Below are 15,371 nucleotides of genomic sequence, written 5' to 3' on the forward strand. Positions count from 1 at the left end.
GGGTGTGTGCTTGGGGGGTCCGTGGGGGGGGGTGGGGGGGCCGGTTTCGGGGCTTAGGGGGGGGCGGGGGTGGGTTTCGGTCCGGTTCGGCTGGGGGGGGCCCCCCCCGGCGCGGCGGGCGCCCCCAGTGACGTACGGGCTAAGGAACCCTCACCCACTGCGCCTCGGACGGCGTCCCCTCGTCATCGGCCACGAACAGCATGTACCACCCCGCCTGCACCAGGTTCCGGTTCTCCGGCACCGTCACGGTGACCTTGTTGCCGGACGTCTTGAAGTCCAGCGCGATCGACCGCTGGTCGACATCCGTCACGTGCGTCGAAGCGCTGGGCCGGATCAGCCGCACCTTCTTGATCGACGACGCATGCTGCGAGGTGAACGTGCCCGTCTCACCGCGTTCGATGGTCTGCGGCCCGCCGGACAGCGAGGGGCGCGCGTCGCGGAAGAGATACGGCGGGCTGTAGATCTCGATCCGCTGCTCGAACTTCCCCGGCTTGGTGTTCGCCTTGTCACTGAAGAGGGAGTCCGAACCGAAGAACATCACCCGGCCGTCGGGCAGGAGCAGCGAGCCCGAGTGGTAGTTACGGCCTACCAAGGGGTCGGCGACCCGGTCGAGTTCGTTGCTCTCCGGGTCGTACAGCCGCGCCTCGAGGATGTTGGAGTCGCTGCGCCCGCGGTAGTCCTCCGAACCGCCGGCGACCAGCACGCTGTCGTCCGGGAGGACCGAGGCCTGCGGATAGCGGGTGCCCTTGCCCAGCGACGGCCCGTCCACGAACCGCGGGTTGTCGGCCTTCAGATCGACGATCCGGGTCTTTTCACTCGACAGCTTGGACTCACCGACGCCACCACCGCCGATCACCATGTACTTCTCGTCCTGCGCCGGCGGCAACAGCACGGTGTTCGCGGTCTCCAGCATGTTCGCGTCGCTCATGCCGGGCACCTTGGTGAACTTGTTGGTGTCCACGTCCCAGACGCCGGGATCACGCCCCACGTCGTCCGGCCCGTATCCCGCGTTCGCTCCCGAGTAGAAGACCTTGCCGTTCTGCATCAGGAACAGCGCCGGGTACGTCGGGAACTGCCGGACCTTGTCGGTGTAGGTCCACTTCTTGGTCTCGGGGTCGTAGATCTCGTTCTTGCCCGGCACCAGCTGGCCGATGTCGTCGAGGCCGGAGACGCTGAGGATCTTCCCGTCGCTCAGGGTGGTGAGCGTCGGGTACCAGCGGGCCTCCTTCATCGGGTCGACCTTGATGTACTTCTCGGCGACCGGGTCGAACTCGTAGGCGTCCCGGATCCCCTGGAAGTCCTTCTTGTCCAGGGCGAGCTTCTGCGCGATGCCGTACGTGTTGCGCGCGTCGGCGCCGGTCAGGCCCTGGACGGTGTAGTTGTCCTGGGTGCCGGTCTCGTACTTCGCGCCCTCCTTGGCGGCCTCGACATAGATCCGGCCGACGCCCGGGTCGTTGCCCAGGAACTTGCCGGTCTCCTTGTCGAACTGCTTCTTGGCACGCGGAACGAGGACCGGGTCCTTGGAGACGAAGGTCTTGCCGTTCTCCTTGCCGGTGAACTTGGTGCCCGCGGGCAGGGTGATCGGCTTGTCCGGGTTCTCGTTGTAGACGATCATCAGGCCGCCGGCCTTCTTCACGTCACCCTTGAGTTTCTCGTACCGCTTGGTGCCGCCCGCGATCAGCAGGTTGCCGTTGGCGAGCTGGGTGTGGCCGGTGCAGAACAGGTCGTTGGGCGTCGGCACCTTCTTGATGGTGTTCTTGACCGGGTCCCAGATCCGGGTGTCGAACTTCTTCGCGTCGAAGTTGTCCTGGTTGTTGCCGGACCCGGCCACCAGCAGGATCTTGCCGGTGCGCAGCAGCGCCGCGTGGATGGTGTTGAGGCGGTACTCCTCCGGGAACTCGACGATCTTCCAGTGGCCGTTGTCCGCTTTGTACTCGGGTCTGTTGATCTGGTACTGGTGGTACTTCTCGGTCCCGACCCGGTAGAGCCATGGCCCGTTCATCCCGGCCAGCGCGATTACCACCGCCGTGCCTATCGCGAGTCGACGGGCGCGGCGGCGGCCGGCACGGTCGTTCATTCCTTACGTCCCCCAAGTCCACCAAGGGCGATCTGCATGGTCTGGTCGTTGCCCTCGTTCGAGGCCGCCCAACTGGGCCGCTGCTGCGGGGCGTGCGGCGCGTACGGAGCGGGCACTCCGTGCGCCGGCGTCGGTGTGGGTACCGCGTCCTGCGGCTCCGGCGCGGCCGGGGCGGCGGGCTTCTTCTTCTCCTGCCGCAGCTGCCAGCGCCAGGCGAAGATCGGCGTGGCGGTGATCAGCATCGCGAACGACGCCCAGATGATCATCGCGGGATGGGAGTTGCCGAAGTAGAAGCCGGCCGCGATCGAGGCACCGAAGATCAGGATGAAGTACCAGTGGTACCGGAAGGTCCCGAACCACCGGTCCGGGCTCGCCGAGTCGCCCTTGGGCGTGACCACGAACTTGCTCTTGCGACGCAGCACCGAGTCGATCAGCGCCTTGGCGTAGAGCGGCGCCGACAGCGCGGACATCACCATGCCGGCCACACCGCCGGAGCCCTCCGGCTCGTGCGGTGAGACGTTGTGGCGGCGGTTCCAGACGTACAGACCGATCTGCAGGGCGGAGGCGTTGCCGTAGAGCATCAGCCAGATCGTCGGGTCGATGTTCACACCCGAGGCGCCCAGACCCAGGAACAGCGCACAACTCAGCGCCGCGAGGATCCAGTTGAGGGCCGACATCGGGTAGAAGATGATCATCATCGTGTAGTTGAAGAGCTTGCTCGGCGGCAGCGAGTACCAGCCCTTCCAGTACTGCTTGAGGATCGTCTCGTACGTCCCTCGCGACCAGCGCATCTGCTGGGTGAAGAAGTCCGTCCAGGCGCTGGGGCCCTCACCGACCGCGAGCACGTCCGGGGTGTAGACCGAGCGCCACTTCTTCCCCGTGGCCGGGTTCTTGTGCCGGTGGATCTCGAAACCGGTCGCCATGTCCTCGGTGATCGAGTCGTACAGACCGCCGATCTGCTTCAGCGCCTTGATCCGCACCGCGTTGGAGGTGCCGACGAACATCGGGGCGCCGTAGCGGTTGCCGGCGCGCTGGATCAGCGCGTGGAAGAGGAACTGCTGGGACTCGGCGGCCTTGGTGACGAACGTGTCGTAGTTGCCGTAAACCTGCGGGCCGATCACGAAGCCGACGTCCGGGTCGCGGAAGAAGCCCAGCATCCGCTCCAGGTAGTTCGGCAGCGGTACGTGGTCGGTGTCGACGGACGCGAAGAAGTCGTAGTCGTCGCCGTGTGCGTCGAGCCAGGCGTTGTAGTTGCCGTGCTTGGTCTTGGCGCGGTGCGGGCCCTTGGCCTGGTTCCACTTCGCGATGCCCTTGCGGGAGAAGTGGTGCACGCCGAGCCGGGCGCAGACCTCCTTGACCTCCGGGTCGTCGCCCTCGTCGAGCAGCCACACGTGCAACAGGCCCCGGTGGCGCAGCTTCACGGCCGCCTCCAGGGTCTTCGTCACCATCTCCAGCGGCTCCTTGCCGGGCACGAAGGAGGTGAGGAAGGCCACTCTCGTGCCGGTCTCCGGAACCACCGGGATCGGGTCGCGGGCGACCAGCGTGGCGTGCGCGTTGGACAGCACGTTCATGCAGCGGAAGAACTCGATCAGACCGATCGAGACCAGCATCACGATGTCCAGCGCGGGCAGGAAGTCGTAGGCCGGGTAGTCGCGTTCGGTCCAGTGCTCGGGCTGCAGCAGCCAGGCCAGCAGCACCAGCGAGAGCAGCGGTGCCGCGGCGAGCATCAGGGCCACGCGTATCCGGTGCGGCTCCTGCGAGATCAGGGAGCGGTACTGCACCCGGTACGGCTTGTTCGGATCGGGCTGGGTGAGGGGGCCCGCCAACCGGCTGTAGTGCTCGTAGTCGTACCTCGGCAGCGTCTTCTTGATCCGGCGGAAGGTCCCCGTGTTGCCGGTCCGGTGCGAAGGCACCCTGAGCTGGGTGGTTTGTGACGGGTCGAAGTTCTGCCGGGCGCCCGTCGGCGTCGACGTCATGAGTCATCCCCCCACACGCGGTTCAGCGCGTGTCTGTCGGTTCCTTTCGCCTGCTCAGGGCCCCCTCGGCCGTCACAGACGTGTCAGTGGTGCGCCGCAGTCACCACGTCATCCACACTCTATAGACATGGAACTACGACGTTCCGGTTGCATGATGCCCCCCTCGGCATCGCTTCACGAACGGGGCCCCTCTCCCCGCAGCACCGGCAACCGGTTTCGTGCCCCCCAATTGGCGCGTATCCGCAGCCTCTTGCAAACCAGGGTTCTACGCCGTTCAGCATGATCGCAAGATGCGATACACGGTATTTACCGGCTATACGCGCTCATTGGGACGCAAGTTGGCGTCCGTTGGTGCGCTTGAGGCCAGTCGTGCACGAATGTTGCCGAAGTGGTCCCTTATGGCCTCCTCCGCTCGGATCGAGTCACCGGACCGCACCGCGTCCAGGATCTCCCGATGCTGCCGGCAGGTGACCCTCGGGTCCTGCGGCACCTCCACGAGATCCCTGCTCACGCGGTGGAAGGCGTCCCAGAACGCCTCGAGCACCTCGCTCAGCAGCACATTGTCCAGCCCCCGGTAGAGGGTGGCGTGAAAGGCACGGTCGGTCTCGGCGAGGCCGGCGCCCTGCGCGGCCTGCTCATCCATACGGTCCACGAGGACGTCCAGTTCAACGAGGTCCGCCTGCGGGAGCCGGCCCGCGAGCCGGGAGACCAGTCCCGTCTCCACCGCCTCGCGCAGCTCGAGCAGCTGAAGCAGGGAGTCCTCCCCGCGGTAGTGCCCGGTGACCGTGCGGAACGCGAGGCCCTCGATCATCGGGGCGAACGACATCCGGCCGACGTAGGTGCCGAAGCCGTGCCGTATCTCCACGATCCCCATCGCCTGGAGCCCTTTCAGGGCCTCCCGCACCGAGTTCCGGCTCGCGCCGAGGAACTCCATCAGCTCGGGCTCGGTCGGCAGCGGGGACCCGGAGGTCAGCCGGCGGTCGACGATGAGCTTCTTGATCCTCTCCTGGAGGTCACGCGCTGCCATGGCCAGAGGGTAACCGGCCAAATGAGGGGAGGCCCCTCTTCCGGTCACGCAAAAGGCCCCTCGCTGCTGCGAGAGGCCTTCCGGTCGGTGCGCCGCCAGGGACTCGAACCCCGGACCCGCTGATTAAGAGTCAGCTGCTCTAACCAACTGAGCTAGCGGCGCGTGCTGACGTCGTTAACTCTACATGACGTTCCGGGGTGCTCCTGACCACCGGTTTCCGGCCGGCCCCGGCCCTCCGGAGGGCCCTGTACATCATTCGGACCGTCAACATGCGCACCCCGAAGACAGTTGTGAAACTGATCAACGTGCACAGGCCTGGATATTTCCATCTGGAGTGTGAGGGGAATCGCATGGAGACTCCGGTATTCGAGGAATTCGATCCCACGAGCGACTGCGACTGCCCCGGCTGCGCCCACTGGCGCCGCTTCCCCCGCGTATCGCCGCATTCCACCGTCGGCCGCCCGGCCGCAACCCGTGCGCTGGCCGTCGCCGCCATGGCCTCGGCGGCGCTCGGCGTGAGCCATGCCGTCCCCGCCCCGGCCGCCCCCCACGCCCCCCATCGACCCGGCGTTCCCGCAGGTGAAGCGCCCGACACCCCCCAGGGCGGCAGGGCCCCGCTGCACGGCCCGGGCGGGGCACCGACCAAGCCGGCGGGCGCCGCCCCGCTGCCCGAGATCACCCGCGCGGAGATCATCAACCGCGCCAAGAAATGGGTCGCGGAGAAAGTGCCGTACAGCATGACCGACTACTGGACCGACGGTTACCGGCAGGACTGCTCGGGCTTTGTCTCGATGGCCTGGAAGCTGCCGGGAAACGAGTGGACCGGCTCCCTCCACGAGTTCGGGGTGCGGATCACCAAGGAGGAACTCCAGCCCGGCGACATGCTGCTGTTCCACAACCCGGACAACCCCCAGAACGGCTCGCACGTGGTCCTTTTCGGTGGCTGGACGGACTACACCCACACGTACTACATCGCCTACGAGTCGACCCGCCCGCATGCCCCCAGGCAGACCACGCCGTACGCCTACTGGAACAACTCCGACCGTTATGTCCCCTATCGCTACAAGGGCGTCAAGGCGGACGTGACCGGTGTGGAGGAGACCGCGGCGCCGCAGGACACCGCCGTGCCGCAGGACACCGCCGTGCCGCAGGGCACCAAGGGAGAGGGCAAGGCCGTCCACGCCGGAGCGGCCGGTCCGCTCGCGCCCGCCCCGCGGGTCCCGGCCTACCCCGGCCGGGGCATGTTCCGGCCGGGGGCGGACAACGCGCATGTCACGCTGCTCGGGAAACAGCTCGTGAGGAAAGGGTTCGGCAAGCACTACGCCGGCACCGGGCCGGGACCGCGTTGGGGCGAGGCGGACCAGCGGAACGTCGAGGCCTTCCAGCGCTCCCAGGGCTGGCGGGGCGGGGCGGCGGACGGCTACCCGGGGCCGGAGACCTGGCGGCGGCTCTTTTCCTGACCACCTGTACCACCTGCTGCACCACCTGTTCTGACGCATCTGGCGCGGAGGCTGGAGACACACATGACCACGACCACTCCCCAGCCGCCCGGGTCCGGCGGCGCCGACGGGGCCCCGGCCCGGCCCGCCCGGGTGATCCAGAACGAGACGACCACCGAGATCCCCGTCCATCTGCTGTTCCGCGACGACCCCGACCCGGTGTCCGTGCCGCTCAGGCCGACCGTGGTGAACCGCCGCCAGGGCACGGGCGAGCAGCCGCGGCTGCGCCGCCCGGCGCCCGCGCAGGCCCGCCCGGTGGCACAGGTCGACCCCGACCTGGTGGAACGGCCCGCGCGGGCGCTGCCCGGGGCGGTCGGGGTGCTCGCCGGTGCCGCCGGGCTGGCCGGGTGCGCGGTCACCTCCTGGTGGGCGGGCACGCTGCCGCCGTCCGCGGCGCAGGCGCTGGGGCTGCCGGCGTTCGCGGGGGCCGGGCTCGGGCCGGCGCAGTGGGCGGCGTACGCCGGGGCTGGGGCGCTCGGCCTGTTCGGTTTCGGGGGGCTGTCCCGGGGCCGCACCGGGCGGGCCTGGGTGCTCGATCTGTTCGGCCGCTACCGGGGGACCGTGCGGCGCACCGGCCTGATGTGGGTCAACCCGCTGTTGCTGCGCCGCCGGGCCGATGTGCGGCTACGGCACTGGCGCAGCGAGCCGATGCCCGCGGCCGACCGGAGCGGGGTGGCGCTGCGGGTGGTGGTCCTGGTGGTGTGGCGGGTGCGGGACACCGCGCGGGCCGTGCTGGGCGTGGAGGACCACGAGACGTATCTGCGTGAGTGCGTGGAGGCGGGGCTCCTGCGGGTGCCGGTGGAGATGCCGGCCGGTGCGCGGGCCGACGTGGAGGCGGCCACGGACGCACTGACCCGGCTGGTGGCGGCGGACGTGGCGCCGGTCGGGCTGGAGATCTTCTCGGTGCAGCCGGTGCGGATCGAGTACGCCCCTGAGGTCGCCGCCGCGATGCACCGCCGCCGGATCGCCGCGCTGGACGCACAGCACCGGGCGAGCGTGCTGACGTCGGTGGTCGACTCGGTGGAGGACACGGTGACGCGGCTGACCATGCGCGGGCTGGTGGAGCTGGACGACTACGAACGCAAGGTGCTGGTCAAGGACTTGACGGTGGCGTTCTGTGCGGGGCGGGGAGAAACAGGTCCGTGATTGGTATGGACACGTCTTTGATATGGACACAATCAACTAACGGCAATACGCTCAGACTTGGTCTAGACCTGCAAGCTCACTGAACTTCCCCCACGTTCTCCAGGAGCGGCAGTATGCGTAAAAAGACCAAGTTGTCCGCCGCGATGGTAGGTCTGGCGACCACCGGCGCCCTCGTGCTCTCCTCCGGCGGCGCCAGCGGCCACGGCTACACCGACCTGCCCATCAGCCGGCAGAAGCTCTGCCAGAACGGCACGGTGACCAACTGCGGCCCCATCCAGTGGGAGCCGCAGAGCGTCGAGGGCCCGAAGGGCTTCCCGGCCGCCGGCCCGGCCGACGGGCAGATATGCAACGCAGGACTGAGCCAGTTCGCCCAGCTCAGCGCACCGCGGACACCGTCCGGCGCCGCCTGGCCCGCCACCAAGGTGAACGGCGGTCAGAGCTACACCTTCCGCTGGCAGTTCACCGCCATGCACGCCACGACCGACTTCAAGTACTACATCACCAAGCCGGGCTGGAACCAGAACCACAACCTGGCCCGCTCCGACCTCAACCTGACCCCGTTCCTCACGGTCCCCTACGGCGGTCAGCGCCCGCCGCAGACCCTCTCGCACAGCGGCACGCTGCCGTCCGGGCTCAGCGGTCGGCATGTGATCGTCGCGGTGTGGACGATCGCTGACACGGCCAACGCGTTCTACGCCTGCTCGGACGTCACCTTCTGATCCCCGAGCATCTCTGAGGCTCCCTTGAGCCAACAGCACGGCCGGCGTGGGTAGGTTCCTCCCACGCCGGCCGGACCGGGTCGGCGTACTGACCTCGGGGGAGTGTGATGGACGCGCTGTTCTATGTCGTGCCCGGACTGATCATGGGCGTGGCCCTCTTCATGGCGTACCGCGTGGTGCGCCGCTCGCTGCAGCTCAGGAGCGCCTGGACCAGCGGCCTGACGGCCGAGGCGCGCTGTCTGCGGATGTTCACGACGACGCAGGGCGGCAGTCATGACACCTCCGTGCGTACGACGCTGCACCATGTGTACGAGTTCACGGCCCGCGACGGCCGCCTGATCAGGTTCGAGGAGGAGGACGGCCCGGCGACGGTCGTCGAGGGCGACATCGTGACCGTGTACTACGCGGAGGGCCGGGAGCTCGTCGCCACGGCCCGTCGGCCGAGCCCGGTCAGGAACGCGGCGGGCACGCTGGGAGTCCTGGCGTTCCTCGGGGTGATCGTCGTGTTCTGCGTCGGCTTCATGGCCTCGTTCAGCACGGCCCTCCATGTCTGAACGCGCGGCGCGGCCGCGCGGAAACGACGATGGCGGGTCCTGTTCGCGCTTTCTGCGAACAGGACCCGCCATCGTCATCGTGCGCCGCCAGGGACTCGAACCCCGGACCCGCTGATTAAGAGTCAGCTGCTCTAACCAACTGAGCTAGCGGCGCATGACTCCCGCCGTCCGCTCTCGCGGTCGGCGACACAGAAAATACTACCTGGTCCAGAAGGGTGCTCCGGACCAGTGGCCCGGAGCTAGGACCTGCCCGGCGGATCAGGTCGCAGGACAGGCCCTAGATCGCCAGCGACAGCAGTACCGGCGCCGCGTTGCGGTTCAGGGTGTCCGCGGCCTCGCGCAGGCGGTGGGCGCGCTCGACGGGCAGGGACAGGGCCAGGCAGCCCACCGAGGAGCCGGCCGTGATCGGGACGGCCGCGCAGACCGTGCCGACCGCGTATTCCTGCAGGTCCAGCACGGGCACCGTGGGCGGCTGGGCCTCCAGCCGGGACAGCAGCAGCTTGTCGCTGGTGATGGTGCGCGAGGTGAGGCGGGCCATCTTGTGGCGGGAGAGGTGCTCGCGACGGCTGTTGTGGTCGAGCTGGCCGAGCAGGCTCTTGCCGACCGCCGTGGCATGGGCGGAGTAGCGGAAGTCGACCCACTCGTTGACCGCCGGAGTGGCGGGGCCGTCCGCGTACTGGGTGACCTTGACCTCTCCGTCGACGTACCGGCTGATGTAGACGGCGGCGCCGACGGAGTCGCGCAGTCGGTCGAGGGTCCGCTGGAGCTGCTCGTGCAGGGCTTCCTCGCGGTTCTGGGCGGAGCCGAGGCGGGCGAGGGCGACGCCCGTCACGTACGCGCCGTCGGTGACCTGCTCGACGTAACCCTCGCGGCGCAGCATCCGCAGGAGGCCGGTGAGCCGCTCCGCGCCGAGGCCGGTGTGGCGGGCTATCTCGGTGTCGGTGACACCGGAGGTGTGCCGTGCCACCGTCTCCAGGACGCGCAGGGCGTCCTGAGCCGAGTGGTACGGCGCGGTCGGCTCGTGCGTCAGCGCCACGGTGTATCCCCCCTGCGCTTACTGTCTGGCCGTAAGTCCGGACGGCGGATCCCCTCCACGATAGCCGTCAAGGGGCTGGTGGTGAGCGGTAGTTGACGAGATTACGACCCCCTCAGCAGGGGCGTAGGCGGTTGGCATATGCCAGTGGCAGTCTCCTCAGAGCACCGCTCCGAGGAACTCCCTGGTCCGCTCGTGGTCCGGATCGCCGAAGATCTTCTCCGGGGTGCCGGACTCGATGACCTTGCCCTTGTCGAACATCATCACCCGGTCCGAGATGTCCCGGGCGAAGTTCATCTCGTGGGTCACGCAGAGCATGGTGATGTCCGTGGTGTGCGCGATGTCCCTGAGCACGTCGAGAACGCCGTGCACCAGCTCCGGGTCCAGGGCCGAGGTCACCTCGTCCAGCAGCAGGATCTCCGGCCGCATGGCCAGCGCACGGGCGATCGCCACCCGCTGCTGCTGACCGCCGGACAGCTGCGTCGGATGCGCGGTGGCCTTCTCCTCCAGGCCCACCAGCTGCAGCAGGTCCCGGGCGCGTTCCTCGGCCTCGGCGCGGTCGAGGCCGAGCACGTTGACCGGGGCCTCGGTGATGTTCTGCAGCACGTTCATGTTCGGGAACAGGTTGAACTGCTGGAAGACCATCCCGATCTTCTTGCGGATCTCCCGCTGGTGCTTCTCGTTGGCGGGCCTGAGGGAGCCGTTCGGTCCCGGCACATGGGTCAGGGACTGCCCGTCCACCATGATCACGCCATCGCTGACCTGCTCCAGGGTCATCAGCAGCCGCAGGATGGTGGTCTTGCCGGAGCCGCTGGGGCCGATCAGGGTGACGTGCTGTCCGCGGTCGACGGTGAAGTCCAGGTGGTCGAGGACCACATGGTCGCCGTACCGCTTGACCACCTGGTCGAACTCCACCAGGTGGCCGGATACGGCGGTGTCGGCCACGGACGGCTCGGGATTCGTCTTCTGCAGGGGGTCAGTGGCCAAGGCGCTTCTCCAGCTTTCTCATCAGCAGCGAGGTCGGGTAGCTCGCCGCCAGGAAGATCAGGCCCGCGAGCGTGAAGGTCTCGGCGTAGACGAAGTGGGTCGCGCCGTACTCCCGGGCCTCGGCGACCATCTCCGAGACCGTGATGACGGCCAGGAAGGGGGTCTCCTTGAACATCGAAATCGCGTAGTTGCCCAGCGCGGGCAGGACGTTGCGCACCGCCTGCGGCAGGATCACGGCCTGCCAGGTGCGGCGCGGCGACATCGACAGCGCCCGGCAGGCCTCCCACTGGCCCTTCGGTACGGCGTCGATGCCCGCCCGGTACACCTCCGACAGGTACGAGGCGTAGTGGATGCCGAGCACCGTGATACCGATGGTCAGCGGCTCGACCGTGTTGAACACCGCGTACGCGCCGGCCAGCTGCACCAGCAGCGGGGTGGACCGGACGAACTCGGTGACCGCCCGCACCGGCACCGTCACCAGCCGGCTGGGCGCCCGCCCGGCCATCGCGACGATCAGCCCGAGCACGGCGGCCACCAGGGTGCCGAGCACCGTGGCCAGCAGCGTGGTCTTGAAGCCCTCCCACAGCAGCGGCAGCGAGTCGCCTACGGAGGCCCAGTCCCAGTTGTAGTTCACAGGGAGCCTCCCGCGGTCGTCCCGGCCGCCTGGGCGGGCTGCGCACTACGGCTGCGCAGCAGCCCGCGCATGCCGGTGTGCTGTCCCAGCCGGGCCTTGGCGTGCCGCTCGAGGGCGTTCATCAGCAGCGTCAGCGCGTAGGCGAGGACGAAGTACATCACCAGCAGCGTCAGATACGCCCAGGTCGTCTCGCCCGTGCGGTCCCGCATCTGCTGGACCACGGTCGTCAGGTCGGCGGCCGAGATCAGCCAGAGCAGCGGCGTGCACTTCAGCAACTGGATCAGCAGGTTGGTGAACGACGGGATCATCTGCACCCACGCCTGTGGCAGGATCACCCGGCGCATCCGCTGCGCCGGTGTCATGTTCAGCGCGACGGCCGCCTCCCACTGCGCCTTCGGTACGGCGTTCAGCGCGCCGCGCACGACCTCGGAGCCGTAGGCCCCGTAGTTCATGCCGAACGCCACGACGCCGCAGAACAGCGGGGTCAGTTCGTATCCGAACAGGAGCGGAAACGCGTAGTACAGCCAGAACAGCTGGACGTACAGCGAGGTGCCGCGGAAGAACTCCACGACGACCCGTGACACCCCCCGCACGAGCACGGACCCGCTGCGCGCCATGAAGCCGAACACGAACGCCAGGGCGAGCGCCACGGCCGAGCCGAGGACCGTCGCCGCCAGTGTCGTGCCCAGCCCGGACCAGACGTCCGGCAGATGGTCGAAGAAGTATGTGAAGAAGTCACCCATGGGCAGCCGGGTCCCGTCAGCCCTTGCACAGGTCGGCGGTCTTCAGGTCCGCCGGCGGGATGGTGTCCTTGCCGAAGCCGTACTCGCCGATCAGCTGCACATAGCGGTCCGGATCCGAAGTGATCTTCTTCAGCTCCCTGTTGAAGGCGTCCCGCAGGTCCTCGCTGCCCTGGCGGAAGACGGCGCCGCCCGGGCTGTACTGCTTGACGCCGTCGAGCTCCGGGATGAACGAGTCGGTGACCTCCAGGCCCGAGTTGTTCTTGGCGAGCCAGTTCAGGGAGATACCGGTGAGCAGGAACGCGTCGATCCGGCCGCCCTTGACCGCGTCCGCGCCGTCCTGCGGCTTCTGCAGCGTCTTGATGTCGCCGTCGGCGATACCGGCGCCGGTGGCGTAGTTCTTCTCGACCGCACCCGACATCACGCCGATGGTCGCCCCGGCCTTCTTCACCGACGCCAGGTCGGTCAGGTTCTCGGGGTTGCCCTTCTTCACCATCAGCGCGGTGGGCGAGATGAACTCCGGCTCCGAGAACAGCGCCCGCTCACAGCGCTCCGGGATGATCGCCATGCCGGCACTGATCACGTCGTACTTGCCGGCCTGCAGCCCGGGGATCAGACCGTCCCACTCGGAGAACGTCGGCCGCAGTTCGTCCACGCCGAGGGCCTTGAAGATCTCCCGGTGCAGGGTGGGCGCCTCGCCCTTGAGCTTCCCGTCCTCCTCGTAGCCGTAGGGGGCCTCGTTGGCGTAGGCCACCCGTACGTAGCCCTGCTCCTTGAGCTTGTCCAGGGTCGAGCCCTCGCCGGAGCTGCCGGCGTCCGTCTTGCTGCACGCGGCGAGGAGTCCGGGGACGGTCAACACGCCGCCCACGGCCGCGGTTCTGGTGAGGAAGCCCCTGCGGGACAGGTTCGGGAACTCGGTCATGGACGTGCAACCTCCAGAGTCGTGCCTGACATGCGGCCGCGGCCAGTGGAGGCGCCTGCCCGATCGGCGGGGGGTATGCAGTGCCACGGCGCGATGTGATGCAACGGTGACCGGAGCGTGACCGGTCCGTTTTCGAGAGTGGGCGGGTGTGAGACCCGTGCGGCCGGGGAGGGAACAGGGCATGGCCGACCGTTATGTGGAAATCTCCCTCGCCGAGCGCGACGTCCGCTGCACCGCGCAACTCCTCGACGACCGCGCCCCGATCACCTGCGCCGCCGTCTGGGATGCCCTGCCGCTCGCCGGTGACGTCTACCACGCGAAGTACGCCCGCAACGAGATCTACGCGCTCTTCACGCCCTTCGCCGCCGCCGAACCGCCCCTGGAGAACCCGACGGTGACCCCGATCCCGGGCGACCTGTGCTACTTCTCCTTCGCCGGTTCGGAGTTGGGGACCCGGGCGTACGGCTACGACCGCGAGGTGCGCGCGGGAACCACGCTGGTGGACCTCGCCCTGTTCTACGAGCGCAACAACCTCCTCCTCAACGGGGACGTGGGGTGGGTGCCGGGCATCGTGTGGGGGCAGGTCGTCGAGGGTCTTGAGGCCATGGCGGAGGCGTGCAACGACCTGTGGCGCACCGGTGCGGCGGGGGAGACGCTCAGCTTCCGCCGCGCGTGACCCCCGCCTCGTACAGCGCATGGGCCGCGCGCAGCACGAGGTCGTCGCGGTGGCGGGCGGCCACCAGCTGCATTCCCACCGGCAGCCCGTCCCCGTCCGCCCCCACCGGGACCGTCGCGGCCGGCTGCTGCGTCATGTTGAACGGGTACGTGAACGGCGTCCACCCCGTCCAGCGCCGGTGGCCCGAGCCCTTCGGTACCTCGGCGTCCGCCTCGAACGCCGTGATCGGCACGGTCGGGGTGACGAGGAGGTCGTAGGAGGTGTGGAAGCGGCCCATCCGGCGGCCCAGCTCCATACGGACGTCCACCGCGGCCAGATAGTCCAGCGCCGAAAGGCTTTCACCGACCGCGCAGATCTCCCGCAGCCCCGGGTCGAGCAACCCCCGCTGGTGCGGCCCGAGATGCTGGATCACCCGGGCCGCCCCGGTGAACCACAGGGTGTGGAAGGCGTCCACCGGGTCGGTGAGGTCGGGGTCGGTCTCCGTGACGTACGCGCCGAGGTCGGCGAGCCGCTCCACCGCCCGCCGTACCGCCGTCGTGACGGCCGGACGCACCGCGACCTGGCCGCCCAGGGACGGCGAGTAGGCCACCCGCAGCCCGTGCACCCCGCCCCGCAGTCCCGCGGTGAAGGATCCGGGCGGCGGGCCGAGCGCCGACCAGTCGCGCTCGTCGGGTACGCCGATGACGTCCAGGAGCAGCGCCGCGTCGGCGGCGTCCCGGGTCATCGGCCCCACGTGCGCCAGCGTGCCGAAGGCGCTCGCGGGGTAGAGCGGGACGCGGCCGTACGTCGGTTTCAGCGCGAAGATCCCGCAGAACGCCGCCGGGATACGGACACTGCCCCCGCCGTCCGTGCCCAGCGCCAGCGGCCCCGCGCCGAGCGCCACGGCGGCCGCCGCGCCCCCGCTCGATCCGCCGGCGGTGCGGGAGAGGTCGTGCGGGTTGCGGGTCACCCCGGTCAGCGGGGAGTCCGTGACGCCCTTCCAGCCGTACTCGGGTGTCGTGGTCTTGCCGAGGAACACCGCGCCGGCCTCGCGCAGCCGGGCGACGGAGGGCGCGTCCTCGTCCCAGCGGCCCTCCGGGTCGATGGTCCGCGAGCCGCGCAGGGTCGGGGTGCCGCGCAGCAGCAGCAGGTCCTTGACCGTGACCGGGACCCCGTCCACCGCTCCGGCCGGTTCCCCGCGCCGCCAGCGCTGCGCCGACTCCGCTGCCCGGGCGAGGGCGTCCTCGGCGGTGAGGCGGACGAAGGCGTTCACCTCCGGCTGGATCCGCTCGGCCCGCTCCAGTGCCGCGCGGGTCGCCTCCACGGGGCTGAACTCGCCCTTGCGGTAGCCGTCGACGAGTTGTACGGCGGTCAGTTCGGTGAGCTCGGTCTGGGTCATCCA

Annotated in this window: 14 protein-coding genes and 2 tRNA genes; 5 read left to right on the top strand and 11 right to left on the bottom strand. The window is 69.0% G+C overall.

The genetic code is table 11. The features are described 5' to 3' along the window. Nucleotides 1-139: 139 nt before the first annotated feature. The 4 genes from ACFVJQ_RS28240 to ACFVJQ_RS28255 form a co-directional block, all read right to left on the bottom strand. On the bottom strand, nucleotides 140-2,077 hold the full coding sequence (locus tag ACFVJQ_RS28240; protein WP_385510125.1) for a galactose oxidase-like domain-containing protein: 1,938 nt from the start codon (nucleotides 2,075-2,077) through the stop codon (nucleotides 140-142). Then, nucleotides 2,074-4,053 (bottom strand): glycosyltransferase family 2 protein, encoded by a 1,980-nt coding sequence (locus ACFVJQ_RS28245; RefSeq protein WP_224735301.1) that lies wholly within the window; start codon nucleotides 4,051-4,053, stop codon nucleotides 2,074-2,076. The genes ACFVJQ_RS28240 and ACFVJQ_RS28245 overlap by 4 nt, the downstream gene beginning before the upstream one ends. Before the next feature lie 313 nt (nucleotides 4,054-4,366). Beyond that, a complete protein-coding gene (locus tag ACFVJQ_RS28250; protein WP_385510127.1) occupies nucleotides 4,367-5,080 on the bottom strand; it encodes a FadR/GntR family transcriptional regulator in 714 nt (237 codons plus the stop codon). Nucleotides 5,081-5,168: 88 nt separating this feature from the next. Further along, nucleotides 5,169-5,242 (bottom strand) — tRNA-Lys (locus tag ACFVJQ_RS28255). Nucleotides 5,243-5,430: 188 nt separating this feature from the next. On the opposite strand from ACFVJQ_RS28255, the gene ACFVJQ_RS28260 reads away from it, so the two are divergent. The 4 genes from ACFVJQ_RS28260 (at nucleotide 5,431) to ACFVJQ_RS28275 (ending at nucleotide 8,998) form a co-directional block, all read left to right on the top strand. After that, entirely contained in the window at nucleotides 5,431-6,540 is a 1,110-nt protein-coding gene (locus ACFVJQ_RS28260) for a peptidoglycan-binding protein (protein WP_385788121.1), read from the top strand. Nucleotides 6,541-6,603: 63 nt separating this feature from the next. Further along, nucleotides 6,604-7,725 carry an SPFH domain-containing protein gene (locus tag ACFVJQ_RS28265; RefSeq protein ID WP_385510129.1) on the top strand — a complete coding sequence of 374 codons (1,122 nt, stop codon included), beginning with the start codon at nucleotides 6,604-6,606 and terminating at the stop codon, nucleotides 7,723-7,725. Nucleotides 7,726-7,838: 113 nt separating this feature from the next. After that, a complete protein-coding gene (locus tag ACFVJQ_RS28270) occupies nucleotides 7,839-8,444 on the top strand; it encodes a lytic polysaccharide monooxygenase (RefSeq protein ID WP_385510131.1) in 606 nt (201 codons plus the stop codon). Nucleotides 8,445-8,551: 107 nt separating this feature from the next. After that, complete coding sequence (locus tag ACFVJQ_RS28275) at nucleotides 8,552-8,998, top strand: hypothetical protein (RefSeq protein ID WP_385510132.1); 447 nt, start codon at nucleotides 8,552-8,554, stop codon at nucleotides 8,996-8,998. An 80-nt stretch (nucleotides 8,999-9,078) separates the two neighbouring features. Here ACFVJQ_RS28275 and ACFVJQ_RS28280 read toward each other — a convergent pair. The 6 genes from ACFVJQ_RS28280 to ehuB form a co-directional block, all read right to left on the bottom strand. Then, a tRNA-Lys gene (locus ACFVJQ_RS28280) sits at nucleotides 9,079-9,152 on the bottom strand. A gap of 123 nt (nucleotides 9,153-9,275) precedes the next feature. Beyond that, nucleotides 9,276-10,034 (bottom strand): IclR family transcriptional regulator, encoded by a 759-nt coding sequence (locus tag ACFVJQ_RS28285; RefSeq protein WP_385510133.1) that lies wholly within the window; start codon nucleotides 10,032-10,034, stop codon nucleotides 9,276-9,278. A 156-nt stretch (nucleotides 10,035-10,190) separates the two neighbouring features. After that, nucleotides 10,191-11,018 carry an ectoine/hydroxyectoine ABC transporter ATP-binding protein EhuA gene (ehuA, locus tag ACFVJQ_RS28290; protein WP_385510134.1) on the bottom strand — a complete coding sequence of 276 codons (828 nt, stop codon included), beginning with the start codon at nucleotides 11,016-11,018 and terminating at the stop codon, nucleotides 10,191-10,193. Beyond that, nucleotides 11,008-11,652, bottom strand: coding sequence for an ectoine/hydroxyectoine ABC transporter permease subunit EhuD (gene ehuD, locus ACFVJQ_RS28295; protein ID WP_129799645.1), 645 nt, complete (start codon nucleotides 11,650-11,652; stop codon nucleotides 11,008-11,010). The genes ehuA and ehuD overlap by 11 nt, the downstream gene beginning before the upstream one ends. After that, nucleotides 11,649-12,395, bottom strand: a complete 747-nt coding sequence (gene ehuC / locus ACFVJQ_RS28300; protein WP_385788128.1) for an ectoine/hydroxyectoine ABC transporter permease subunit EhuC — start codon at nucleotides 12,393-12,395, stop codon at nucleotides 11,649-11,651. Before ehuC ends, ehuD begins: the two co-directional genes overlap by 4 nt. 16 nt (nucleotides 12,396-12,411) lie before the next feature. Next, nucleotides 12,412-13,314: an ectoine/hydroxyectoine ABC transporter substrate-binding protein EhuB gene (gene ehuB / locus ACFVJQ_RS28305; RefSeq protein WP_385510136.1), complete on the bottom strand. Its 903-nt coding sequence runs from the start codon at nucleotides 13,312-13,314 to the stop codon at nucleotides 12,412-12,414. Between the two features lie 181 nt (nucleotides 13,315-13,495). On the opposite strand from ehuB, the gene ACFVJQ_RS28310 reads away from it, so the two are divergent. Further along, entirely contained in the window at nucleotides 13,496-13,990 is a 495-nt protein-coding gene (locus tag ACFVJQ_RS28310) for a DUF3830 family protein (protein ID WP_385510137.1), read from the top strand. On the opposite strand, the gene ACFVJQ_RS28315 is transcribed toward ACFVJQ_RS28310, so the two are convergent. Further along, a complete protein-coding gene (locus ACFVJQ_RS28315; protein ID WP_385788132.1) occupies nucleotides 13,971-15,368 on the bottom strand; it encodes an amidase in 1,398 nt (465 codons plus the stop codon). The genes ACFVJQ_RS28310 and ACFVJQ_RS28315 overlap by 20 nt on opposite strands. Nucleotides 15,369-15,371 lie beyond the last annotated feature (3 nt).

Origin of the sequence: Streptomyces sp. NPDC127197 (genome assembly GCF_042672405.1) — a bacterium.
Classification (GTDB): domain Bacteria; phylum Actinomycetota; class Actinomycetes; order Streptomycetales; family Streptomycetaceae; genus Streptomyces; species Streptomyces flavusporus.

Excerpts from the sequence above, each read along its gene's own strand:
- ehuB (WP_385510136.1), bottom strand. The coding sequence starts at position 13,314 with ATGACCGAGTTCCCGAACCTGTCCCGCAGGGGCTTCCTCACCAGAACC.
- ACFVJQ_RS28275 (WP_385510132.1), top strand. The coding sequence starts at position 8,552 with ATGGACGCGCTGTTCTATGTCGTGCCCGGACTGATCATGGGCGTGGCC.
- ACFVJQ_RS28310 (WP_385510137.1), top strand. The coding sequence starts at position 13,496 with ATGGCCGACCGTTATGTGGAAATCTCCCTCGCCGAGCGCGACGTCCGC.
- ACFVJQ_RS28240 (WP_385510125.1), bottom strand. The coding sequence starts at position 2,077 with ATGAACGACCGTGCCGGCCGCCGCCGCGCCCGTCGACTCGCGATAGGC.
- ACFVJQ_RS28245 (WP_224735301.1), bottom strand. The coding sequence starts at position 4,053 with ATGACGTCGACGCCGACGGGCGCCCGGCAGAACTTCGACCCGTCACAA.
- ehuC (WP_385788128.1), bottom strand. The coding sequence starts at position 12,395 with ATGGGTGACTTCTTCACATACTTCTTCGACCATCTGCCGGACGTCTGG.
- ACFVJQ_RS28265 (WP_385510129.1), top strand. The coding sequence starts at position 6,604 with ATGACCACGACCACTCCCCAGCCGCCCGGGTCCGGCGGCGCCGACGGG.
- ACFVJQ_RS28270 (WP_385510131.1), top strand. The coding sequence starts at position 7,839 with ATGCGTAAAAAGACCAAGTTGTCCGCCGCGATGGTAGGTCTGGCGACC.
- ACFVJQ_RS28315 (WP_385788132.1), bottom strand. The coding sequence starts at position 15,368 with ATGACCCAGACCGAGCTCACCGAACTGACCGCCGTACAACTCGTCGAC.
- ACFVJQ_RS28260 (WP_385788121.1), top strand. The coding sequence starts at position 5,431 with ATGGAGACTCCGGTATTCGAGGAATTCGATCCCACGAGCGACTGCGAC.
- ACFVJQ_RS28250 (WP_385510127.1), bottom strand. The coding sequence starts at position 5,080 with ATGGCAGCGCGTGACCTCCAGGAGAGGATCAAGAAGCTCATCGTCGAC.